Source organism: Streptomyces sp. NPDC001492 (assembly GCF_053597275.1).
This window is the reverse complement of record NZ_JBSFHW010000058.1, coordinates 1-22,152: the sequence shown is the minus strand read 5'-3', so window position 1 is coordinate 22,152 and position 22,152 is coordinate 1. Positions and strand designations below refer to the sequence as shown.

The window sequence follows — 22,152 nt, the reverse complement described above, 5'->3', positions numbered from 1 at the left end:
AAGGACGGTTGAACAAACGAAACCGCTTACCCGTACTTCACCCCGAACACCGGCGCCGCGTCTGTACACCCACTCCTGACCCAAGTGAGGCATCCGCATGTCCAGGGCTCTTCCGAAGTACAACAAGCGTCGCGTCGCGATCATCGGCGGCGCTGCCGCGGTGGCGCTGTCCGGAGCGGTGATCGCCGGTTCCGCCCTCGCCGGGACGCCGTCCAAGAGCAGCGGGAACAACGCCCGGACCCTGGCCGCGTCCCCCGGCACCATCACCTGCCAGGACGTCGCCTCGAAACTCCCGGCGATCCCCGCCTCCGCGCAGGCCGAGGTCACCCGCAACCTCACCCTGCTGCAGACGCAGATCCAGGAGGCCAACAACCGGCTGCAGAGCACCGTCGGCCAGGGCGGCCCGAACTTCGTGAACAACGCCATCCTGGGGCCCCTGAAGGACAAGCGGGTGGCCACGATCAACCGCATCGCCACGGCCATCGGGCGTACGGCGGCCAAGCCGACCGGCCTGGACGCGCTGGCGCCGTGCACCCTCAACGCCGCCGGTGCGAACGCCGGCAACGCCGCCAAGGGCAACACCGGCAAGGGCAAGGGCAACGCCAACAAGGGGAACGCCGGCTCCGGTGCCGCCGCGAACACCGCGGCGGGCGGGCAGGCGGCCGGCTCCGGCGCCTCCGCCGCCGGGACCATCACCTGCCCGGACGTCGCCTCCAAGCTCCCGGCGATCCCCGCCTCCGCGCAGAACGAGGTCACCCGCAACCTCACCCTGCTGCAGACGCAGATCCAGGAGGCCAACAACCGGCTGCAGAGCACCGTCGGCCAGGGCGGCCCGAACTTCGTGAACAACGCGATCCTCGGCCCGCTGACCGACAAGCGGAAGTCGACCATCGACCGCATCGCGATCGCCATCGGCCGCACCTCCGCCAAGCCGACCGGCCTGGACTCCCTGGCCGCCTGCACGCTCACCAAGTAACGGGCGTGACAGGCGCTGTGGCCGCCCCGATGCAGCGCCGGCCGGGGTGGCCACGGCCGACGGCCTGCAAGTGGAGCCCGTAATTCCTTTAGACAGGCGAAAGGTTTGCGTTCATAATCGTGAGGCGTGGGAAAGACTTATGAGCGCATAGACGGCAGGCTGCGTTCCTTCATCGAGGCGCAGCCGCTCTTCTTCACCGCGACCGCGCCCCTCTCCGGCGACGGCACGATCAACCTCTCCCCCAAGGGCCTCAAGGGCTCCTTCGCGGTGATCGACGAACTCACCGTGGCCTATCTGGACTTCGCGGGATCCAACGCGGAGACGATCGCGCATCTGCGGGAGAACGGGCGCATCACCCTGATGTGGTGCGCCTTCCAGGGCCCGCCGAACATCGTGCGGGTACACGGCCGCGGAGAGCCCGTCTTCCGCGACGACCCGCGCTTCAAGGAACTGCTCGCCCATTTCCCGGACATCGACCCGACCCCGCACGGCCTGCGGGCGGTCATCGTCGTAACGGCCGAACTCGTCCGGGACACCTGCGGTTACGCCGTGCCCTTCATGACCTACGACGAGGACCGCGACCTGCACGGCAAGCGCTTCGCGCGGGAGGACGACGCCTCGCTCGGCGCGTACTTCGCCAAGAAGGAGCACATCGCCACGAGCCTGGATGGCCTACCCGGGCTGCCGTTGCCGCTCCCCCCGTCTACGGTCTGAGCCATGCGATCAGCTCTCGCCGCCGGCGCTCTGGTGTGCGCCTCGCTCCTGGTCCTCGGTGCCGTGCCGGCCGCCTCGGCCTCCGGTGCGCCCCTTCCCGCCCGGATGGCCGACACGGGCGGCGGTACGCAGCTGATCACCGCCGTGGCCCCGAGGACGAGCTCGACGACCGGCAAGGTCACCTGGTGGGACCTGCGGGACGGCCGCTGGGTGAAGGCCGGTTCGGCGTCCGCGCGGTTCGGGGCGAAGGGGCTCGTGGAGGGTGCCTCGCGCAGACAGAACACGAACACGACTCCGACCGGGCTGTACGACCTGCCGTACGCCTTCGGCATCGAGGCCGCGCCGCACGGGACCCGGTCCAAGTACCGTGCGGTGAAGCAGAGTTCATGGTGGTGCGAGGACATCGCCTCGGCGTCCTACAACCGTTGGACCGATCCGCGTCCGGCCGACTGCCGCGCGTCCGAGTCCGAGCACCTTGCCTCCTACACGACGCAGTACGCCTATGCGTTCGTCATCGGGTTCAACTACCACCAGCGCGTACGGGGGCGGGGCGCCGGCATTTTCCTGCATGTCAACGGGCGTGGGGCCACCGCGGGTTGTGTGTCCGTGCCCAGGTCCGCGATGCGGGCGATTCTCGGGTGGGCGGTTCCGGGGAAGGAGCCGCACATCGCCGTCGGCACGGCGAGCGGGAGCACGGCGATCACTCGGTACTGAGCCGTACGGAGAAGGTGGTCGAGCCCGCTGTGCTCTCCAGGCCGACGCTCCCGCCGTGTGCCTCCGCCACCGCCGCCACGATCGACAGCCCCAGACCGGCGCCCCCGCCCGGGGCGTCCTTGCGACGGCGGTGTTCGGCTCGGGTGAAGCGTTCGAAGACGCCCGGCTGGATGTCCTCGGGGACGCCCGGGCCGTCGTCGTGGACCTTGAGGACGGCCGAGGGGCCGTCGGTCTCCAGTGACACCGTCACCTTGGTGCCGACCGGGGTGTGCAGACGCGCGTTGGCCAGCAGGTTGGCCAGTACCTGGTGCAGGCGGTGCTCGTCGCCGGTGACCGTGACCGGTTCCTCGGGGAGGTCCAGGGTCCAGCGGTGGTCGGGGCCGGCGGCGCGGGCATCGGAAACGGCGTCCAGGACCAGGCGGGTGAGGTCGACGGGAAGGCGTTCGAGGGGGCGGCCCGCGTCCAGGCGGGCCAGGAGCAGCAGGTCGTCCACCATCGCACCCATGCGGCCCGACTCGGCGGCGATGCGTTCGAGGGCCCGGGTGATCTCCGGGGGCACCGGGCCGGGGTGAAGGAGGGCCAGCTCTGCGTGGCCGCGGACGGAGGCGACCGGGGTGCGCAGTTCGTGGCTGGCGTCGGCGGCGAAGCTGCGCAGCCGCTCCTCGCTCGCGTGCCGCTTGGTCAGGGCGTCCTCGACATGGCCGAGCATACGGTTGAAGGCGCCGGCGACCCGGCCCACCTCGCTGCGCGGGTCCGACTCGGGGGCGCGCGGCGGCAGGGCCACTTCGCCGCTGGCAAGGGGGAGTTCGCTGACCCGGGTGGCGGTCGCGGCGACCCGGCTCAGCGGCCGCAGGGACCAGCGCACCCAGAGGGCGCCCGCGACGCCGGTGAGGGTGAGGGCGGCGCCGAAGACGATTCCGGCGACCAGTTCGAGGCGGTGGACGGTGGCTTCCACGGGCTCCAGGGGCAGCCCGGTGATCAGCACGTCGCCGTCGAGGCCCCTGGACGCGGTCACCCGGTAGCCGTGCAGGGCGGAGAGCCGGACGCTGTGGCCCCTGCCGTCGACCGGGACCGCGGCGAGCTGTCTGGTGTCCCTGGCGGTCAGCGTGACGTGGACGACTCCGCCGGTCCGGATGACCGCGGCGTTGGTGGCCGAGCCGTCGACGAGGCGGGCGCCGAAGGTGCCGGTGGCCTGTCTGCGGTCGTCGCCGTGTTCGTCGCCGTCGTGGTCGTCGGGGAGCTTGCCTCCGTGTTCCAGGCTGGCGGCGAACCGGGGTCCGACCTGGCCCAGCTGCTCGTCGAGGCGGCTGGTGAGGAAGCCGTTCAGCTCGATCACTGCGGCGAGGCCCACCGCCGCGCAGCTGACCGCGAGCAGCACCACCAGGCCGACGGTGAGCCGGGCCCGGAGCGTCCGTGGCCGGGGCAGGCGCCCCCACCGCAGCCTCATGGCGCCACCGGCTTGAGTACGTATCCGGCCCCCCGCACGGTGTGGATCATCGGCTCGCGGCCCGCGTCCACCTTCTTGCGCAGGTAGGAGATGTACAGCTCGACGACATGGGCGCGGCCGCCGAAGTCGTAGGACCAGACGCGGTCGAGGATCTGGGCCTTGCTGAGCACGCGGCGGGGGTTGCGCATCAGGAAGCGGAGCAGCTCGAACTCGGTGGGCGACAGCTCGACCAGCTCGCCCGCCCGTGTCACCTCACGGGCCTCCTCGTCCATCACCAGGTCGCCCACCGTCAGTCGCGGGCCCTCGTCCAGCTGGCGCGCCATGCCGGCGCGGCGCAGCAGTCCGCGGACGCGGGCGACGACCTCCTCCAGGCTGAAGGGTTTGGTGACGTAGTCGTCGCCGCCCGCCGTGATGCCGGCGATGCGGTCCTCGACCGCGTCCCGGGCGGTGAGGAAGAGGACGCACACATCGGGTTTCACGGTGTGCAGGGAGCGCAGCACGGCGAAGCCGTCGGTGTCGGGCAGCATCACGTCCAGCACCACGGCGTCCGGCATGAGCTCCCGCGCCTCGGCCAGTGCGGTGGCGCCGTCGCCGGCCGAGCGGACCTGCCAGCCCTCGTAGCGCAGGGCACCCGAGAGCACCTCGGCCAGGTCGGGGTCGTCGTCGACGACGAGGACGCGCAGCGGGGTGCCGTCGGGGCGGGTGAGGGCGGGGCGGCCGGAGCGGGTGGTGTTCATCGCCCTACCAGGATCACCCCTCGCCGGGGCGGACGGGCGTGCGCGGATGCTCTGAGTTTCCTCTGAGTGGGCTCAGAGGGTGCCGGTTCAGAGCGGGCTGAGAGGTTGCGGCGGCACAGTTGCGTCCGGATACAGGCGAAAGGACGCACACATGACCACCGTGTACGAGCGGCGGACGGCACCGGCCGTGGCGCCGGCCGCGCGGCGCTCCCCAGCGGGCCCGCTGCTCGCCCTGCTGTGGGCCGGGGCGGCCGCCGTGGTCGCCCTGTGGTGGACGGACACCGGCTCGGTGGTGGGGACGGCCGGCTGGCTGACCGGGGCCGGGCGGATCGCGGGGCTGCTGTGCGGCTACGCCTGCGCCGTGCTGGTCGCTCTGATGGCCCGGGTGCCGCTGCTGGAGCGGCGGATCGGCTCGGACCGGGTGGCCCGCTGGCATGCGATGGCCGGCCGGTACACGATCAGCCTGCTGGTGGCTCACGTCGTGCTGATCCTGCTCGGGTACGCCGCCCAGGACCAGGCCTCGCTGGTGCACGAGACGGTCACGGTGGTCCTGGACTATCCGGAGATGCTCAAGGCCACGGCGGGGACGGTCATCCTCCTCGCGGTCGGCATCACCTCGGTCCGGGCCGTGCGGCACAGGACCACGTATGAGTTCTGGTACTACGTCCACCTGCTCACCTATGCGGCCGTGTTCCTGGCCTTCGGCCACCAGCTTGCGCTGGGCAACGACTTCAACGGGCACGCGTTCGCCACGGCCGCCTGGTACGCCCTGTACCTGGGCGTCGCCGCGCTGGTGCTGTGGTTCCGGATCCTGGCCCCGGTCCGGCTGAACCTGCGGCACCGGCTTCGGGTCCAGTCCGTGCACCGCGAGGCGCCGGGCGTCTACTCGGTCGTCGTGCGGGGACACCGGCTGGACGAGATGGGGGCACGGGCAGGCCAATTCTTCCGCTGGCGGTTCTTCGGCGAGGGCATGGGATGGACGTCGACGCCGTACTCGCTGTCGGCCCCGCCCCGCCGTGACCTGCTGCGCATCACGGTGAAGGCGCTCGGCGACCACAGCGCGGCCGTCTCCCTGCTGCGACCCGGCACCCGGGTGTGGGCCGAGGGGCCGTACGGCTCGCTGACCGAGGATCGGCAGACCTCCCCGAAGTCCCTGCTGATCGCCGCCGGTGTCGGCATCACACCGATGCGAGCGCTGTTCGAGACGCTGCCCGGAGAGGTCACCCTCCTGTACCGGGCGCGCACGGCCGAGGACCTCGCCCTCGGCGGCGAGCTGGAGGCCATCGCCCGCTGGCGCGGCGCGAAGGTGCTGTACGCGCTCAACGGACAGGACGGCCGGCGCCCCAGCCTGACCGCGCGGAACCTGCGCGCCACCTTCCCGGACCTGGCCGCGTACGACGTCTACATCTGCGGCCCGCACGGCTTCGCCCGGGACCTGTACGAGGAGCTGCGCGACGCGGGTGTGCCGGACCGTCGTATCCACCACGAGTCGTTCGAATTCTGAGAGCTGTGAGGCCGTCAAGTGCACGCGCTGAAGAAGAACCGTCCGCTGCGCCGCATCGTGCTCGCGAGCGCCGCCACCGTCTCCGGCATGGTGCTGCTGCTGTCGCTGAAGCCGCACTCCTCGCCGGAGGCGGCACTGGCGGTGCCCGCGCCCAGCAGCAGTTCGAGCGCTTCGAGCGGCTCGACCGGGTCCGGCGGCTCCGGAGGCTCGACCACGACCGCCACAAAGACCGTCACCGGCGACACGATCCAGACCCGCTGGGGCCCCGTCCAGGTCCGGATCACCCTCAAGAGCGGGAAGCTCACCGAAGTGACGGCCGTCCAGTACCCGACGGACAACCCACGCGACCAGGAGATCAACAGTTACGCACTCCCCCGGCTGCGCAGCGAGGCGCTGCAGGCCCAGAGCGCAAGCATCGACACCGTCTCCGGCGCCACGTACACAAGTAACGGTTACCGCCAGTCACTCCAGTCCGCACTGGACTCGGCACGCGGCTGAACACACCGGCGTCGCGGCACGTATCTCAGGGCCAAGGGACCACGACAGCCCCCTTGCCCCCGCCCCGGAGGAACAGTGACCACCACGCTCGCAGGCGGCCGCGCCGCCCGCCGCCAGACGATGCGCCGCATCCGTCCGCGCCGCTCCCCGGCGACCGTCCTGCTGCTCGCCGTATGGGCGGGCGCGGTCGGTGTGCTGTGGCTGTGGTGGCACAACACTCCGTCCATCGCCGACCAGAACGGCAAGATCCTCAACGCGGGCCGGATCACCGGTCTGCTGGCCGGTTATCTGATGGCGCTCGTGGTGCTGCAGATGGCCCGCGTGCCGGCCCTCGAACGGCGCGTCGGCTCCGACCGGGTGGCGCGCTGGCACGCGATGAGCGGCCGCTACACGCTCTGCCTGGTCTTCGCGCATGTCTTCCTCATCATGTGGGGCTATGCGCTGCAGGCGGGCAAGTCGCTCGGTGACATCGTCCAGCAGACGATCGACTCCATCAACCAGCTGCCGGACATGGGCAAGGCGGCCATCGGCACCGGCCTGTTCGTGCTCATCGGGCTGACCTCGATCGGCCCGGTGCGGCGCAGGATCCCGTACGACACCTGGTACCACGTCCACCTGCTGACGTACGGCGCCGTGTTCCTGACGTTCTGGCACCAGATCACCACCGGCAACGACTTCGCCGTCGAGCCGACCGCGAAGACCTTCTGGTACGCGCTGTACGGATCGGTCACCGCGCTGGTCGTCTGGTACCGCATCCTCACGCCGATCCGGCTGAACATGCGGCACCGCATGCGCGTCGAGGCGGTCATCGAGGAGACCCCGGGCATCGTGTCGGTGCTGATCGGCGGGCGGAAGCTGCACCGGATGGGCGCGGAGGCCGGGCAGTTCTTCCGGTGGCGGTTCCTCGCGCCGGGCATGCGGTTCTCCTCCCACCCGTACTCGCTGTCGGCGGCGCCCCGCCCCGACATGCTGCGGATCACCGTCAAGGCGATCGGCGACCACAGCGCCCGGCTGCGCGAGCTGACGCCCGGCACCAAGGTGTGGGCCGAGGGTCCGTACGGTGCGATGACCGCGCAGCGGCGCAGCCGCGGCAAGGTGCTGCTGGTGGCGGGCGGCGTCGGCATCACGCCGATGCGGGCGCTGTTCGAGACGCTCCCGGGTGCCTCCGGCGACATCACCCTCCTCTACCGGGCCAACACCACGCAGGATCTCGCCCTTTGGGACGAGCTCGCCGCCATCGCCGACGACCGCGGCGCCCGGCTGATGTACGCGGTCAACAGTCCGGACGGGGAGCGCCCGGACATCTCGGCGGAGCGGCTGCGGCAGAAACTGCCGGACATCGAACAGCACGACGTCTTCATGTGCGGCCCTGCCGGGTTCGCGCAGGGCGTGTACGAAGCACTGCGCGGCGCGGGAGTGCCCGCCCGCCGCATCCATCACGAGTCGTTCGAGATGTGAGCGACGGGACTTCAGGAGTCTGGGAAAGCGATGAAGAAGAGTCACCCCATCCGGCGTGTCGTGCTGGCCACCGCCGCCACCGTGTCGGGCGTCGTACTGCTGCTGTCGCTGAAACCGGCGTCCGACCCGAACGCCCAGGCGGCCGGTGCGGCCCCGCAGCAGACCGCGGCCGCGCAGGAGTCGCCCCAGGGCGGCACCGCGGGCGCCGGGAGCGGCACGGTCGACGGCAGTGTGGCCCAGACCCAGTACGGCAACGTCCAGGTCCGGCTGACCGTCAGCAACGGAAAGATCACCAAGGCCGAGGCGATCCAGGCGCCCAAGGGCGGCACCAGCGACCAGAAGACCGCGCTGTCCATACCGAAGCTGACCAAGGAGACGGTCGCCGCGCAGAGCGCGCAGATCGACTCGGTCTCCGGGGCGACGTACACGAGCAACGGCTACAAGCAGTCGCTGCAGTCGGCGATCGACAAGATGAAGGCGAGCGCCGGCTCCGCGCAGGGCAGCGGCGGTTCCTCGCAGAGCGGCGGGGGCTCCGCGTCCGGCAGCTCCCAGGGCTCGGGCTCCGCGAGCACCCAGGCCAAGACCGTCACCGGCAGTGTCGCGCAGACCCAGTACGGGCCGGTCCAGGTCCGTATCACCGTCAGCAACGGCAAGATCACCAAGGCCGATGCGGTGCAGGCGCCCAAGGGCGGGCTCAGCGACCAGAAGACGGCGATGGCCATCCCCAAGCTGAACCAGGAGGCGGTGGCGGCCGGCAGCGCGAAGATCGACGCGGTCTCGGGTGCCACGTACACGAGCAGCGGCTATATGCAGTCGCTGCAGTCGGCACTGGACCAGGCCGGTGGCTGAGTCGGTGGCCGAGTCGGCAGAAGCTCCCGCCGCGGTGCGTCATGCGGAGGAGGTCATGGGGACCGTCTTCTCCTTCGACGTCCGCGGCGGGGAGCCCGGTGCGGTGCAGGCGGCGCTGCAGGAGGCGATCGCCGGACTGCACCGGGTGAACGAGGTGTTCAGCACCTACCGCGACGACAGCCAGGTCTCCCGGCTCGCGCGCGGTGAGCTGACCGTGGAGCAGTGCGCCCCCGAGGTCGCCGAGGTGCTCGCACTGGGCGCCGAGGCGGAGCGGGTGAGCGACGGCTGGTTCAGCATGCGCTACGAAGGGCGGCTGGATCCGACCGGCATCGTCAAGGGCTGGGCCGCCGAGCGCGCGGCCCGGCTGCTGGCGGCGATCCCCGGCGTGAGCGGCGTGAGCATGAACGGGGGCGGGGACGTCCAACTGCTCGGCATGCCCGAAGCGCACCGGCCCTGGCGGGTCGGGGTGGCGGACCCGCTGCGCCCGGGCGGGCTCGCGGCGGTCGTCTCCGCGGCCGGCACGGACGAACTGGCGGTGGCCACCTCCGGCACCGCCGAGCGGGGCGCCCACATCGTCGACCCCCGCACGGGCCGCTCCGCGGTGACCGACCTGGTGGCAGTGACCGTGGTGGCCCCCAAGCTCACCTGGGCGGACTGCTGGGCCACAGCCGCCTTCGCCATGGGCTCCAACCAGGGCCTGCGCTGGCTGGAGTCCCTCCCGGACGTGGAGGCCCTGCTGATCACGGCGGGCGACGAGGTGAGATGCACGGGGGGCCTCGCTGCCCGCCTGGGCTGACTGCACCGCCCCTTTTTCAGGGGCGCGGGGAACTGCGCGACCAGCCACGACGAAGTCGCAGTCGGCGGACGGCAGCAACCACCCCTCTCAGTGCCCGTTCTGAGCCAACCTCAGCAAATGCTCGGCCAACGCATTCCCCCCGCTCGGATCCCGGCTGATCAGCAACAACGTGTCGTCACCGGCAATCGTGCCAAGGATGTCGTGCAGTTCCGCCTGGTCGATCGCCGAGGCCAAGAACTGCGCGGCCCCCGGCGGCGTCCGCAGCACCACAAGATTCGCGGACGCCTCCGCGGAGATCAGCAGCTCCTGCGACAGCCGCCGCATCCGCTCTTCCTTGGCGGACTCCCCCAGCGGCGCCCGGGGGGTCCGGAAACCCCCCTCGCTGGGCACCGCATAGATCAGGTCGCCGTCGTTGTTGCGGATCTTCACCGCGTTCAGCTCGTCGAGATCCCGGCTCAGCGTCGCCTGCGTGACGTTCAGGCCGTCGTCGGCCAGCAACTTCGCCAACTGGCTCTGCGAGCGCACCGGTTGCCGGTTGAGGATGTCCACGATCCGGCGGTGGCGTGCGGTGCGGGTCTGCGGCACGGCAGGCCCGGCGTGCTGTGCGTCGTCCTGCGCGTGACTCATCGTCGTCTCATTCTCCGGATCCGTCCCCGTTGGCCTGGTCCAGGATGCCGGGCAGCGCCTGGAGGAACGCGTCCACCTCGTCGTCTCCGAGAGTCAGCGGCGGCATCAGCCGTACGACGTCGGGGGCGGGTGCGTTCACCAGGAATCCGGCCTCCTGAGCCGCCTGGCGCGCCTGGGGCGCGAGCGGCTCGGTGAGCACGATACCCAGGAGGAGGCCCGCGCCCCGGACATGGGCGATCAACGGGTGGCCCAGTGACTCGATTCCGTCCCGCAGCTTCTCGCTCTGCTGCTTGACGTTCTCCAGCAAGCCCTCGTTCGCGATCGTGTCCAGGACGGCGAGCCCTGCGGCGCAGGCGACCGGGTTGCCGCCGAAGGTCGTGCCGTGGTGTCCGGGCTGCAGCAGCTCCGCGGCCCGCCCGAAGGCGACGGTCGCGCCGAGCGGCAGCCCGCCGCCGAGGCCCTTGGCGAGCGTGACGACGTCCGGCAGGACGCCCTCGTGGGCCTGGTACTCGAACCAGTGGCCGGTGCGGCCGATTCCGGTCTGGACCTCGTCGAGGACCAGCAGCGCACCGGTCGCGGCGGTGATCGCACGGGCGGCCTTGAGATAACCGGCGGGCGGTACGACGACGCCGATCTCGCCCTGGATCGGCTCCAGGATCACCAGCGCGGTCTCCTCGGTGACCGCGGCCGCAAGGGCCTGCGCGTCGCCGTACGGCACATGCGTGACGTCACCCGGCAGCGGCAGGAACGGCTCCCGCTTGCCCTGCTGGCCGGTCATCGCGAGGGCACCCATGGTGCGGCCGTGGAAGGCGCCTTCGGTGGCGACGATGTGCGTCCGCCCGGTCAGCCGGCCGATCTTGAAGGCGGCCTCGTTGGCCTCGGCGCCCGAGTTGCAGAAGAACACCCTGCCGTCCCGCCCGAACAGCTGCAGCAGCCGCTCGGCAAGGGTCACGGTCGGCTCGGACATGAAGAAGTTGGAGATGTGGCCCAGGGACGCGATCTGCGTGCTGACGGCCTCGACGACCGCCGGGTGGGCGTGGCCGAGCGCGTTGACCGCGATGCCGCCGACGAAGTCGACGTACTGCTTGCCGTCGGCGTCCCACACCTTGGCGCCCTCGCCGCGCACCAGGGGCAGCAGCGGGGTGCCGTAGTTGTTCATGAGCGCGCCCTGCCATCGCGCGGTCAGTTCCTGGTTGCTCACGACTCCCCCTGTACGTGCGGATTCTCGTCGGGCACGACCATCGTGCCGATGCCCTCGTCGGTGAAGATCTCCAGCAGGATCGAGTGCTGGACCCGGCCGTCGATGACGCGGGCGGTGGTGACGCCGTTGCGCACGGCGTGCAGACACCCCTCCATCTTCGGCACCATGCCGGAGCTCAGCTCCGGCAGCAGCTTCTCCAGCTGGGAAGCGGAGAGGCGGCTGATCACCTCGTCGCTGTTCGGCCAGTCCTCATAGAGACCCTCGACGTCCGTGAGGACCATGAGAGTCTCCGCTCCAAGAGCAGCAGCGAGTGCCGCAGCCGCCGTATCAGCATTGACGTTGTAGACATGTCCGTCGTCCTGGCTACGGGCGATCGACGAGACGACCGGGATCCGGCCGTCGGCGAGCAGTGCCTCGATCGCGCCCGTGTCGATCGCGGTGATCTCGCCCACCCGCCCGATGTCGACCAGTTCGCCGTCGATCTCGGGCTGGTGCTTGGTGGCGGTGATGGTGTGCGCGTCCTCGCCGGTGAGGCCGATGGCCAGCGGGCCGTGCTGGTTGAGCAGCCCGACCAGCTCGCGCTGGACCTGTCCGGCGAGCACCATGCGTACGACGTCCATGGCGTCCTCGGTGGTGACGCGCAGGCCGGCCTTGAACTCGCTGACGATGCCGTGCTGGTCGAGGGCGGCGCTGATCTGCGGGCCGCCGCCGTGCACGACGACCGGCTTGAGACCGGCGTGGTGCAGGAAGACGACGTCCTGCGCGAAGGCGGCCTTCAGGTCCTCGTCGATCATGGCGTTGCCGCCGAACTTGATGACGACCGTCTTGCCGTTGTGCCTGACCAGCCAGGGCAGCGCCTCGATGAGGATCTGGGCCTTGGGGAGCGCGGTGTGTTTACGCGTAGTGCTCATGACGAGTAGGCGCTGTTCTCGTGGACGTAGTCGGCGGTGAGGTCGTTGGTCCAGATGGTGGCGGTCTCGGACCCGGCGGCGAGGTCGGCGACGATGTGCACCTCGCGGTAGCGCATGTCGACCTTCTCGCGGTCCTCGCCGACGCCGCCGTTCTTGCAGACCCAGACGCCGTTGATGGCGACGTTGAGCTGGTCGGGCTCGAAGGCGGCCTTGGTGGTGCCGATCGCGGAGAGCACACGGCCCCAGTTGGGGTCCTCGCCGTGGATCGCGCACTTGAGGAGGTTGTTGCGGGCGATGGAGCGGCCCACCTCGACGGCGTCGTCCTCGCTCGCCGCGTTGATCACCTCGACCTTGATGTCCTTGCTGGCGCCCTCGGCGTCCCGGATCAGCTGCTGGCCGAGGTCGTCGCAGACCTGCCGTACGGCCTCCGCGAACTCCTCGTACTCCGGGGTGACTTCGGCCGAACCCGAGGCGAGCAGCAGCACCGTGTCGTTGGTCGACATGCAGCCGTCGGAGTCCACGCGGTCGAAGGTCGTGCGCGTCGCCGCCCGGAGCGCCCTGTCCAGTACGTCGCTGTCGAGGGCCGCGTCGGTGGTGAGGACGACGAGCATGGTGGCGAGGCCGGGCGCGAGCATGCCGGCGCCCTTCGCCATGCCGCCGACGGTCCAGCCGTCCTTGGTCACGACGGACGTCTTGTGGACGGTGTCGGTGGTCTTGATGGCGATGGCGGCCTTCTCGCCGCCGTGCTCGGACAGTTGGGCCGCGGCGGTCTCGACGCCCGGGAGCAGCTTGTCCATCGGGAGCAGTACGCCGATGAGACCGGTGGAGCAGACCGCGACCTCGATGGCGCCCCGGCCGAGGACCTCGGCGGCCTTCTCGGCGGTGGCGTGCGTGTCCTGGAAGCCCTTGGGACCCGTACAGGCGTTGGCGCCACCGGAGTTGAGGACGACCGCGGAGACCTGGCCGCCCTTGAGGACCTGCTCGGACCACAGCACCGGCGCGGCCTTCACACGGTTGGAGGTGAAGACACCGGCGGCGGCGCGGCGCGGACCGTTGTTGACCACGAGGGCCAGGTCCGGGTTGCCGTTCTCCTTGATTCCGGCGGCGATGCCGGCCGCCGTGAATCCCTTGGCTGCCGTGACGCTCACGGTGCGACTCCGATCGTGGAAAGCCCCGTGGACTCGTCGAGTCCGAGGGCGAGGTTCATGCTCTGGACGGCACCGCCCGCGGTGCCCTTGGTCAGGTTGTCGATGGCGCTGATCGCGATGATGCGGCCCGCCGCCTCGTCGTATGCGACCTGCACCTGAACGGCGTTGGAACCGTAGACGGACGCCGTCGCGGGCCACTGGCCCTCGGGCAGGAGGTGGACGAAGGGCTCGTCGGCGAAGGCCTTCTCGTAGGCGGCGCGCACGGACTCGGCGGACACCCCCGGCTTGGCCTTCGCGCTGCAGGTGGCGAGGATGCCGCGGGGCATCGGCGCGAGGGTCGGCGTGAAGGAGACGGAGACCCGCTCCCCCGCCGCCGCGCTGAAGTTCTGGATCATCTCGGGGGTGTGCCGGTGGCCGCCGCCGACGCCGTACGGCGCCATGGAGCCCATGACCTCGCTGCCCAGCAGGTGCGGCTTGGGCGCCTTGCCCGCGCCGGAGGTGCCGGAGGCGGCGACGATCACGGCCTCGTTCTCGGCGAGGGAGGCGGCGTAGGCCGGGAAGAGGGCCAGGGTGGCGGCCGTCGGGTAGCAGCCGGGTACCGCGATGCGCTTGGACCCCTCCAGCGCGGCGCGGCCACCCGGCAGTTCGGGGAGGCCGTACGGCCAGGTCCCGGCGTGCGCGGAGCCGTAGAACTTCTCCCAGTCGGCCGCGTCCTTGAGCCGGAAGTCGGCGCCCATGTCGACGACGAGCACGTCCGGGCCGAGCTGCTCGGCGACGGCGGCGGACTGGCCGTGGGGCAGGGCGAGGAACACCACGTCGTGCCCGGCGAGGACCTCGGGGGTGGTCTCCTGGAGTATCCGGTCGGCCAGCGGCAGCAGATGCGGCTGCAGCGCGCCGAGCCGCTGGCCCGCGTTGGAGTTGCCGGTCAGGGCCCCGATCTCGATCTCGGGGTGCGCCAGGAGCAGACGCAGGAGTTCTCCGCCCGCGTACCCGCTCGCTCCGGCCACTGCCGCACGTACCGCCATGTCATCCTCCTCCTGGATGGCATGACTATACGTATCGATGCACGTTTATGCAATCGGTGCGGGGTCCGCCTTCGGGAGCATGTGTGACGGAGAATTTTAGTTGGCACATGGAGCAAGCTGGTTGGCAAATCTCGGTCCCGTCACGCTGTGTTGCGGGCAGTACCGGCAAAACGCCCCCGTTGCCGGTCGAGTGATGCTTCTCTGGATGGGTGGGCGAGGCAGCGAGAGCGAAGATCCCATCGGATTCAAGTCAGCTGGACCACCTTGTCACGGCGTACGACGGGGACGCCGGACTGCGGGATCGGCTGCGGCTCGGGGACGACTGGCCGCGTCGGTGGAGTTCGACGTGGCAGGTGGGCGCCGACGAGGTCTGCTGGCCGGTCCGGGACATGGCTCACGTACCGGTGATGTCGTCCCGGCCAATGCGAGGGTTCACGTGGCGGGCGAAGCAGCGGCACCGCCCCGGCCTGGAGGCGATGGCGTCAGCGGGCGGGAAGCATGGCTTCGAGTCGCTGAAGGAAGTGAGCCTGCTGGTCGCGCTTGACTTCTTGAGGGCATCGGAAGTGTTGTCGCAGCCGTTCCGGCTGGACTTCGAGCATGCGGGCGGGCATGCCTGGCACATCCCGGACTTCCTGGCCGTGATCGGCGGTGGGATGTGGTTGCTGGACGTCCGCCCGATGGAGCTGATCAAGGAAGAGGACGCGCTGAAGTTCGCGGCGGCCAGGGAAGTGGCGGCTGCCTGCGGCTGGCGGTACTCGGTGGTCGCGGGCTGGCGACCGCATGTCTGGAGCGTCCTTGACCACCTGTCCTCGCGCCGGCGGCCGGCGAGGGACCTTCTCGGCATGCGCGAGCAGCTGCTCACCGCTATCAGCGGGCAGCAGGGGCAGGAGATGACGTTCTCCGACCTGGCGGAGGCGACCAGCGTGCCTTCCGTTGGCCGGGCAAACATCGTCCGGCTGCTCTGGCACCGCGAGCTCGGCGTTGACCTGGGCAGTCCCTTGCGCCACAGCTCACTGATCTGGGCGGTGTGATGGCAGCGAGGGGGTTCTTGCAGATCGCGCCGGGTAGGCGGGTCGCACTCAATGGCGTCGAGTGGACGGTTGACGACGTCCACGGCCAACTCGGCCGGCTCGTCCTCGTGGATGACGACGGCCGCGCGGAGACCCGCTCGTTCCGTTGGCTCATCAACCATGCTGACCTGCGGCTTCTTCCGGCAGTCGAGTCAGGGCGCCCACCGCCGGTCGCCCGGCAGCCGAGGACACTGGCCGACTTGACCAAGGACCAGTTAGAGCGGGCCCGGCTGCGGGCGGCGCACGTGCTGGAGGCCGAGACGGGGTTCCGGGAGGGCCACCCGGCTCGGGCCCTGCCGGGTGAGCCCCGGCCGGCCTACGACCCGGACCGCACGACGTTGACTCAGCGTCGGTACGCGAAGGCTGCGGAGATGGAGGCGATGCCCCGTCCGGAGGCGGTCCGGTGCGGTCTGCAGCACCTCAGCTACCGGACGCTGGTACGTCTGTCGGGATTGGTGGGTGACAGTCTCCTGCTGGCCTGCGCGGACGGGCGCTGGACGCGGCGACGCAGCGGGCACCGCACCATCACGAAGGAGATCCGGGAGGCGATCTTCGCAGTAAAGGCCGAGTGCGGCCCACGCGCCCGCCTGAGCCAGGGTGCCAAGCACCGGTTGATGCACCAGTACATGCGTGAGCGGTTCCCGACGTTTCCCACTGAGAAGATCCCTTCCCGCTGGACGCTCGCGGCCGTCTGGAACGAGTGGTTCGGGCCCGGCGGAGCCCGGCCGCGTTACGGGCGGACGGCGGAGGCGGCCGCGGAGGCCGGGGTCTCCGGCCGGATGGTGGTCCACCGGCCGGGCCAGGTTCTGGTGCTGGACTCGACCCCGATGCCGGTGAAGCTGCGCGAGACCGTGTTCGGCGACGCGATCACCGCGACGCTGACGCTCGCACTCGATCTCTACACGCACGGGCTGCCGGCCTTCCGGCTTACGCTCCAGTCCGACACCTCGGTCGACATCGCGATGCTGCTGAGGGACGTGATGCTGCCGCTTCCGATGCGGGACGGCTGGGGTGAGGACATGGAATGGCCCTACGCAGGGGTGCCGGCCGAGGTGATCGCCGAGTTCACCGGTCACCGTGTCGCCGCTCTGCCGTTCTTCGCCCCGGAGACGGTCACCACCGACCACGGCGGCCCCTACAAGAATCACGACCTGGTGGAAGCCGAAACGGAGATCGGCTGCCGGATCCTGCCTGCTCGCGTCCTGCGGCAGACCGACAAGTTCGCGGTCGAGCGCCAGTTCCTCACCATCCAGACCATGCTCTTCGAGCACCTGCTGGGATTCACCGGCGGTGACGTCGCGGACCGCGGGGCCGACCCGGAACGAGATGCGAGCCTCACGCTCGCGCAAGCCGAGCACATCATCGCGACCTGGATCGTCCAGATCTGGCAGAACCGTAAACTAGGCGAATACGCCCCGAGTTGGGCGCCGGGTGAAGACCACAGCCCCAACACCCTGTTCGCTGCCGCGATGGAACAGGGCGGCTTCGACCTGGACTTCCCCGAACCGAGCTTCTACTACAAGGTCCTGCGCAAACACCACGTGAAGATCCATCCTCGTCGCGGGGTGAAGATCCTCGGGCTCTGGTATCACCACCCGGTCTTCGACGAGCCGCGCTTCCAGCAGCCCTCCGCCCGGGGCGGCAAACACGCGGGCAAGTGGGTTGTCCGCAGTGACCGGAGGGACCGCCGGCAGGTGTACTTCCAGGACCCTGCCGACCACGAGACCTGGCACATTCTGCGCTGGAGAGGACTGCCGCCCGAAGGTGAGATCCCTGCTTTCTCGGACAAGACTGCCGACGCCCTGCTGACACGCGTGAGGGCGAACAAGATCAGGATCCATTCCGAGAGCGAGCTCCTGGAAGATCTGCTCGGGATCCTCGGCTCGGTCACCCCAGTCGACCAATGGCCCAGCCAGGCCAAGAGGAAGGCCGGAAAGAAGCAGCGCGTCGCCCAAGCCCGCGAGATCACCCGCGCACAGGCTGCGGCCGCTGACCGCCCCGCCGCACCCGCCATCGCGGATGAGCCAGCTCCGGCTGAGATGCCCGCGGCCTGGGCCGAGCACGCCCGCACGATCGACCACGCGGTCGACGCCGACCGCCGTCGACGACGCGAAGAAGCCCTCGCCGACGTCAAGCCCGTGGCCCCGGCAACGCTGCACGAGGCCCTGAACCGGCGTCCCATGTTCCGGCTTCCGCCCCCCGACGACTCGGAAGCCGATACTCCTGTCCAGGAGGACGACACGTGACCCGAGCCCTCTCTCACGATGATCCGCTGGACGGTCTGCCTTCACGAGCCAGGATCGCCGAGCTGATCCTGGGCAGCCGCCCGCCCCTCGACACCTACGCCGGCTGGCAGCACTACCGCACCCACTACGACCTACTCGTCCCCGCTCAGACGATCTCCCCGCAGCAATGGTCGATGCTCCCTGAGAGCCGCCAGTACGACTACGACCTCTACCGGGAGCTGACGAACGCGAACCTCCCGCTGCAGGACACCCCCATGCACGACAAGGTCGGCAAGCTGATCCGGCGCCGGTTGAGCGGCAACACGAGGAAGAAGAACGACCCGACCCGCGCCGGCGTCATGATCAGCGGCTGGGGCAACTACGGCAAGACCGCGTCTGTCTGCTCCGCCGGGGCCGTCTTCGAAAAGCAGTGGCTGGAACTCCACAGTCACCTCAACCCCCAGGCTCTGCCGGGCACCCGTGATCTCCACGCACCAGTCGTCTATGTCTCGACCCCGGTGACAGCAACCCCGAAAAGCCTTTGCATGTCGATCTTAGGCTTCTTCCGGGCTCCGACCCGCAAGTCGGCCACGGTGCCGGAACTGGTACGGCAGGTCGCCGACTCTCTCTATGACCATGGTGTCAAAGCTCTGATTCTGGACGACATCAGCCGACTAAGGATGCACAGAGCCGACGACCAGGACGTCCTCGACCTGATGCGGGCCTTTATGAGCCTGGACGTCACTCTGATCCTGACCGGCGTCAACATCCAGGGCGTCGGGCTGCTGCGTGAGGCGAAGTGGAACAAGAAGACCCGGCAATGGGAGATGCCACCGCTGGAGTCGACCCGCATCCACGGTTTGGAGGTCACCCAGACGGAACACCGCTTCGAGCTCATCGAGATCGACCGGTTCCGCTACATCACCCCGAAGCAGATCACGGCCTTCGTCAATCATCTGAAGGGGATCGAGCAGCACCTGCGGCTGATGAACGCGACGCAGGGCATGCTCACCGGCGGCGGTATGCCGGAGTACTTGATGCGTCGCACCGGCGGTGTCATCGGCCTGCTGGGACGCCTGCTCGAAGACGGCGCCCAGGAAGCCATGGAGTCCGGGAAGGAAATGATCGACGAGAGCCTGCTGGACGAGATCGTGCTCCGGCGGGACGAGCCAGAGCAGCCGCCGGACGAACCCGTCATCCCGCCCGACCCGCAGACGGCCGCCAAGAAGACCACGCAGGCGAAGCGACCCCGGAACACGGTTTTCGATGACCCTGGCCCGGCTGCCCGCGCGGGCGCCTGACGGATGGAGCCGTGATGCATCCACTGCCCCGGAGTCTCGAACCTGCCTCAGGAGAGTCCCTTGTCAGCTACCTGCTTCGGCTAGGGCATCGCCTAAGCCTCCCGCCTCTGCAACTGATCCGTGCGGCGGGCTGGACCGATCGCGTCCAAGCTCATCACATCCCAGGCAGTCTGCTTCTGAATCTCACCGGGCCGGAGGCCCAAGGATTCGCCCGAGTGACCCGCCAGACAGCCGAGGAAGTGTCGGCACTAACACTGACACAGTGGCGAGACCGGTATCCCCCCATCGCCTGGTCGTCCGTGCCCGGACAGAGGCCGGACCCATGGCTCTTCGTCGGCTCCCCACGGTATTGCCCCACCTGTCTAGCGGGCGACTGCACCCCAGCCCAGCAACTCCACGGCGGTCCCTGGCGCAAGCTGTGGCACCTACCCTTTGTCTTCAGCTGCGTAGAACACCAGACCTATCTGGAAGCAAGCTGCTCGCGCTGTGGGCAGCCGCGCGCTATATCAGGGCGCCTGATTGAGCGGGCCAACGATCACACCCTGCACCCAGCGCAATGCCGGTGGACGATCGGCACCCCAACCCAGAAACGAAAGTCCCGCGCCTGCGGCGGCAGACTCGATCAACGAGTTGCTACAGATCCTTACCGTCGGCCACACCCGACACCGGGCATCCTTCGCTTCCAGCAGTCCCTGCTTGCCCGCCTAGACCCGCTGACCCCAGCCTCGGACGCATCCGAGTACCTCACGGATCTCCGGCTGGCCACCGCACTGATCGCTACTACTTGGCCCGTAGGGCAGCATCTTCTCGACACCACCTTCGCCGGGCACGTGGCCGCGTACGTCCACTCCGCTTCAGGGAATTCGAGTACCAGCAACGGTCTGCAGCACTCTCGCTTGCGCGATGTACCGCCCCGTGACTCGATCGCCTGTGCCGGACTCCTGCGCGCCGCACACGCCTTACTCGAAGCAGACGATCTCTCCGAACACCTTTCCCACCTCGTCCACACCCCCGGGGAACGGCCGACACGTACGCCCTGGGTACGCATCTACGCCCGACATGAAAACTCGTGCTCACCACGATTCCGAGACGCAGCCGAACCCCTGACCCGCACCTACCGCAAAATCGGCGGCCCACAGGGATTCCGAGCACCCCTGCGGGACGACTACCGACCAGAACACATCCCCGCATACCTGGAACTGGACTGGTATGAAAGATACTTCGCGCCTATTACCGGAATTGCCCCGAAGGTGCTACGCCGAACCGCTGCAGTCCGGCTCGTCCAGTGGGCCATAGGCGGACCCCTCGACGAGGCCGCGGCCTACCTCGGCATCACCCCAAGCCTGGTGCGGTTCAGAACCAACACCGACTTCAAACGCTGGGAGCGCGCAGGACGCAGTCCAGCCGAGTTCGAACGAGTCCTCCGCGAGCTCGGCGCCGAACTCCGAGCACCCCGGCGACCACTCATCGACTACCAGCGCCGACGCGAGGCACTCAGGGACTGGGCTCTTCCTCCGGACGAATGGGACGCCCTGGTCAGCGAGTTGCCACCGCTTCCCGGCCCCATCCGGCCACCGGTCGGCGACCGCAAACGCCAGGACGCCTCCGTCTACATCTGGGTACAGGTCACACAAGGCGAGCACCTCTTCGCCCCACGCCCCATCGAGGCCGAACAGCCTCAACACATCCAGCGCGAATGGGCCCTGCGCCGCAACACCACCTGGTACAACCTCGTCCGGCCAGATACCTTTCGGCACTACGCCGACCTACGGAAACTCCTCGCCGAATATGCCCAACAGCTCGCCCGAAACATCGACTCGGGTACAGGCAGATCACCGACAGTCAACGAACAGCCCGACGCTCACGCACAGTAAAAGCCAACTGCCACGATCCGCCAACAAGGATTTCCCAGGGACTGCCAACGTGCATGGTTCAGAGCATGATCTGCCCACCAAGAATCCGGTCACAGCGTTGCAGGCAGAGCTCGCACGCGTCACAGAGAGGGAGCAGTACAGCTCCGGACACAACTTGGCCAAGGCATTCTCACCCGGCGTTTGCTCGGCTCGTCCGAACCTGGGGCGGTTGATGTCGACAACGGACCCCAGCCGGCCCACGGTGAAGGCCGAGGCATCGGAGGCCAGATACACACGGCTTCCGCGATCTCTCCGTCCCCTCCGGTGACTGAAGCCGTTGATGTCGAGAGCTTGCCGCTGTTCCTGTTCACGATCTTGTAGAGCTGCCCGCCGGCCGGGACGATGCCGGTCCCGGGCAGCGCGACGTCTGCGTCTCATCCTCGGTGTGGCGCAGGACCGCCAGGCGTCGCTGAGCCTGGCGGTCCTGCGGCAGTCCCGGTGTCCCTTCCGCTTCGTCAGCTGATGGAGAACTGGCTGAAGCTCGCGGTGCCGGGTGTGGGGCCGTGGGCCGTGAAGAACGTGCCCGCGTCCAGGCTGCTGTTCGCTCCGGTCAGTGTGGCGGTGCCGACGGTGGTCCAGGTGGTGCCGTCGGTGGAGTAGGAGCCGGTGAGCGATGTGCCGCTCCTGACCAGCCGGAGCCAGACAGGGGCGGAGCGACCGGTCTTGGTGGTGATCTTGTCGACGTAGCCGTCGCTGTCGGAGTCCCACGCCAGGCTGACGCCGTTGCTGGGAGTGACGGCGAGGGAGGCGTACCCGGTGGACGAGCCGGCTCCGGCGATGCTGTTGCGCAGTATCAGGCCGGCCTTGCCCCAGGCGTTGGTGTTGTCCTGGCTGTCGACATGGACGGTGACAGTGGAGGAGGTTCCCGCGGCGGTCGGCTGGTAGGCCGCGGAGTACTCGTCGTCGTGCAGCGCGGTCGTTTCCCAGGTGTCGATGCCCGCGTTGGTCAGGGAGGTCACTCCCTGGCTCTGGCTCACTGCGGCGGGGATGGAGCTGTAGGCAAGCCATGGCGAGGTGAGGATCTGCAGTTTGCTGAAG

The 22,152-nt window shown here is 69.3% G+C and carries 20 protein-coding genes and 1 pseudogene; 13 read left to right on the top strand and 8 right to left on the bottom strand.

The window, feature by feature from the left end; all coding sequences use genetic code 11:
* The first annotated feature begins 97 nt into the window (after positions 1 to 97).
* The 3 genes from ACWC1K_RS44070 (at position 98) to ACWC1K_RS44060 (ending at position 2,404) form a co-directional block, all read left to right on the top strand.
* Positions 98 to 976: a hypothetical protein gene (locus ACWC1K_RS44070; RefSeq protein ID WP_450839140.1), complete on the top strand. Its 879-nt coding sequence runs from the start codon at positions 98 to 100 to the stop codon at positions 974 to 976.
* Between the two features lie 126 nt (positions 977 to 1,102).
* Entirely contained in the window at positions 1,103 to 1,690 is a 588-nt protein-coding gene (locus ACWC1K_RS44065; RefSeq protein WP_450839138.1) for a pyridoxamine 5'-phosphate oxidase family protein, read from the top strand.
* Between the two features lie 3 nt (positions 1,691 to 1,693).
* Complete coding sequence (locus ACWC1K_RS44060; protein WP_450839137.1) at positions 1,694 to 2,404, top strand: L,D-transpeptidase family protein; 711 nt, start codon at positions 1,694 to 1,696, stop codon at positions 2,402 to 2,404.
* Here the strand turns inward: ACWC1K_RS44060 and ACWC1K_RS44055 are convergent.
* Positions 2,391 to 3,851: a sensor histidine kinase gene (locus ACWC1K_RS44055; protein ID WP_450839135.1), complete on the bottom strand. Its 1,461-nt coding sequence runs from the start codon at positions 3,849 to 3,851 to the stop codon at positions 2,391 to 2,393. The genes ACWC1K_RS44060 and ACWC1K_RS44055 overlap by 14 nt on opposite strands.
* Positions 3,848 to 4,588, bottom strand: a complete 741-nt coding sequence (locus tag ACWC1K_RS44050; RefSeq protein ID WP_450839134.1) for a response regulator transcription factor — start codon at positions 4,586 to 4,588, stop codon at positions 3,848 to 3,850. The genes ACWC1K_RS44055 and ACWC1K_RS44050 overlap by 4 nt, the downstream gene beginning before the upstream one ends.
* A gap of 151 nt (positions 4,589 to 4,739) precedes the next feature.
* Between ACWC1K_RS44050 and ACWC1K_RS44045 the strand changes: the two genes are divergently transcribed.
* The 5 genes from ACWC1K_RS44045 to ACWC1K_RS44025 all read left to right on the top strand — a co-directional run bounded on the left by ACWC1K_RS44045 (position 4,740) and on the right by ACWC1K_RS44025 (position 9,693).
* Positions 4,740 to 6,092 (top strand): ferredoxin reductase family protein, encoded by a 1,353-nt coding sequence (locus ACWC1K_RS44045; RefSeq protein WP_450839133.1) that lies wholly within the window; start codon positions 4,740 to 4,742, stop codon positions 6,090 to 6,092.
* Between the two features lie 18 nt (positions 6,093 to 6,110).
* Positions 6,111 to 6,590, top strand: coding sequence for an FMN-binding protein (locus ACWC1K_RS44040; protein WP_450839132.1), 480 nt, complete (start codon positions 6,111 to 6,113; stop codon positions 6,588 to 6,590).
* A 75-nt stretch (positions 6,591 to 6,665) separates the two neighbouring features.
* A complete protein-coding gene (locus ACWC1K_RS44035; RefSeq protein WP_450839131.1) occupies positions 6,666 to 8,048 on the top strand; it encodes a ferredoxin reductase family protein in 1,383 nt (460 codons plus the stop codon).
* A 30-nt stretch (positions 8,049 to 8,078) separates the two neighbouring features.
* Positions 8,079 to 8,897, top strand: coding sequence for an FMN-binding protein (locus tag ACWC1K_RS44030; protein WP_450839129.1), 819 nt, complete (start codon positions 8,079 to 8,081; stop codon positions 8,895 to 8,897).
* 55 nt (positions 8,898 to 8,952) lie between these two features.
* A complete protein-coding gene (locus ACWC1K_RS44025; protein ID WP_450839183.1) occupies positions 8,953 to 9,693 on the top strand; it encodes an FAD:protein FMN transferase in 741 nt (246 codons plus the stop codon).
* Positions 9,694 to 9,780: 87 nt separating this feature from the next.
* On the opposite strand, the gene ACWC1K_RS44020 is transcribed toward ACWC1K_RS44025, so the two are convergent.
* The 5 genes from ACWC1K_RS44020 to argC are packed head-to-tail and all read right to left on the bottom strand — an operon-like array spanning position 9,781 to position 14,605.
* Positions 9,781 to 10,320, bottom strand: a complete 540-nt coding sequence (locus tag ACWC1K_RS44020; RefSeq protein WP_115909266.1) for an arginine repressor — start codon at positions 10,318 to 10,320, stop codon at positions 9,781 to 9,783.
* 7 nt (positions 10,321 to 10,327) lie between these two features.
* The gene (locus tag ACWC1K_RS44015; protein ID WP_450839127.1) at positions 10,328 to 11,521 is read right to left on the bottom strand and encodes an acetylornithine transaminase; all 1,194 of its coding nucleotides are present in this window, start codon (positions 11,519 to 11,521) and stop codon (positions 10,328 to 10,330) included.
* The gene (argB, locus tag ACWC1K_RS44010; protein WP_450839126.1) at positions 11,518 to 12,432 is read right to left on the bottom strand and encodes an acetylglutamate kinase; all 915 of its coding nucleotides are present in this window, start codon (positions 12,430 to 12,432) and stop codon (positions 11,518 to 11,520) included. Before argB ends, ACWC1K_RS44015 begins: the two co-directional genes overlap by 4 nt.
* The gene (argJ, locus tag ACWC1K_RS44005) at positions 12,429 to 13,580 is read right to left on the bottom strand and encodes a bifunctional glutamate N-acetyltransferase/amino-acid acetyltransferase ArgJ (protein WP_450839124.1); all 1,152 of its coding nucleotides are present in this window, start codon (positions 13,578 to 13,580) and stop codon (positions 12,429 to 12,431) included. The genes argB and argJ overlap by 4 nt, the downstream gene beginning before the upstream one ends.
* On the bottom strand, positions 13,577 to 14,605 hold the full coding sequence (gene argC, locus ACWC1K_RS44000; RefSeq protein WP_450839122.1) for an N-acetyl-gamma-glutamyl-phosphate reductase: 1,029 nt from the start codon (positions 14,603 to 14,605) through the stop codon (positions 13,577 to 13,579). The genes argJ and argC overlap by 4 nt, the downstream gene beginning before the upstream one ends.
* A gap of 353 nt (positions 14,606 to 14,958) precedes the next feature.
* On the opposite strand from argC, the gene ACWC1K_RS43995 reads away from it, so the two are divergent.
* The 5 genes and pseudogenes from ACWC1K_RS43995 to ACWC1K_RS43975 all read left to right on the top strand — a co-directional run bounded on the left by ACWC1K_RS43995 (position 14,959) and on the right by ACWC1K_RS43975 (position 21,075).
* Positions 14,959 to 15,636: a TnsA-like heteromeric transposase endonuclease subunit gene (locus tag ACWC1K_RS43995; RefSeq protein ID WP_450839120.1), complete on the top strand. Its 678-nt coding sequence runs from the start codon at positions 14,959 to 14,961 to the stop codon at positions 15,634 to 15,636.
* Positions 15,636 to 17,921: a transposase gene (locus ACWC1K_RS43990; RefSeq protein ID WP_450839119.1), complete on the top strand. Its 2,286-nt coding sequence runs from the start codon at positions 15,636 to 15,638 to the stop codon at positions 17,919 to 17,921. Before ACWC1K_RS43995 ends, ACWC1K_RS43990 begins: the two co-directional genes overlap by 1 nt.
* On the top strand, positions 17,918 to 19,201 hold the full coding sequence (locus ACWC1K_RS43985; protein ID WP_450839117.1) for a TniB family NTP-binding protein: 1,284 nt from the start codon (positions 17,918 to 17,920) through the stop codon (positions 19,199 to 19,201). Before ACWC1K_RS43990 ends, ACWC1K_RS43985 begins: the two co-directional genes overlap by 4 nt.
* Before the next feature lie 14 nt (positions 19,202 to 19,215).
* Positions 19,216 to 19,656: pseudogene (locus ACWC1K_RS43980) on the top strand (TniQ family protein); the annotation flags it as partial.
* Between the two features lie 795 nt (positions 19,657 to 20,451).
* Positions 20,452 to 21,075 carry a hypothetical protein gene (locus tag ACWC1K_RS43975; protein ID WP_450839186.1) on the top strand — a complete coding sequence of 208 codons (624 nt, stop codon included), beginning with the start codon at positions 20,452 to 20,454 and terminating at the stop codon, positions 21,073 to 21,075.
* A gap of 494 nt (positions 21,076 to 21,569) precedes the next feature.
* Here the strand turns inward: ACWC1K_RS43975 and ACWC1K_RS43970 are convergent.
* Positions 21,570 to 22,152 (bottom strand): DUF1349 domain-containing protein (locus ACWC1K_RS43970; protein WP_450839115.1); only part of this gene is annotated, 583 nt, incomplete at its 5' end.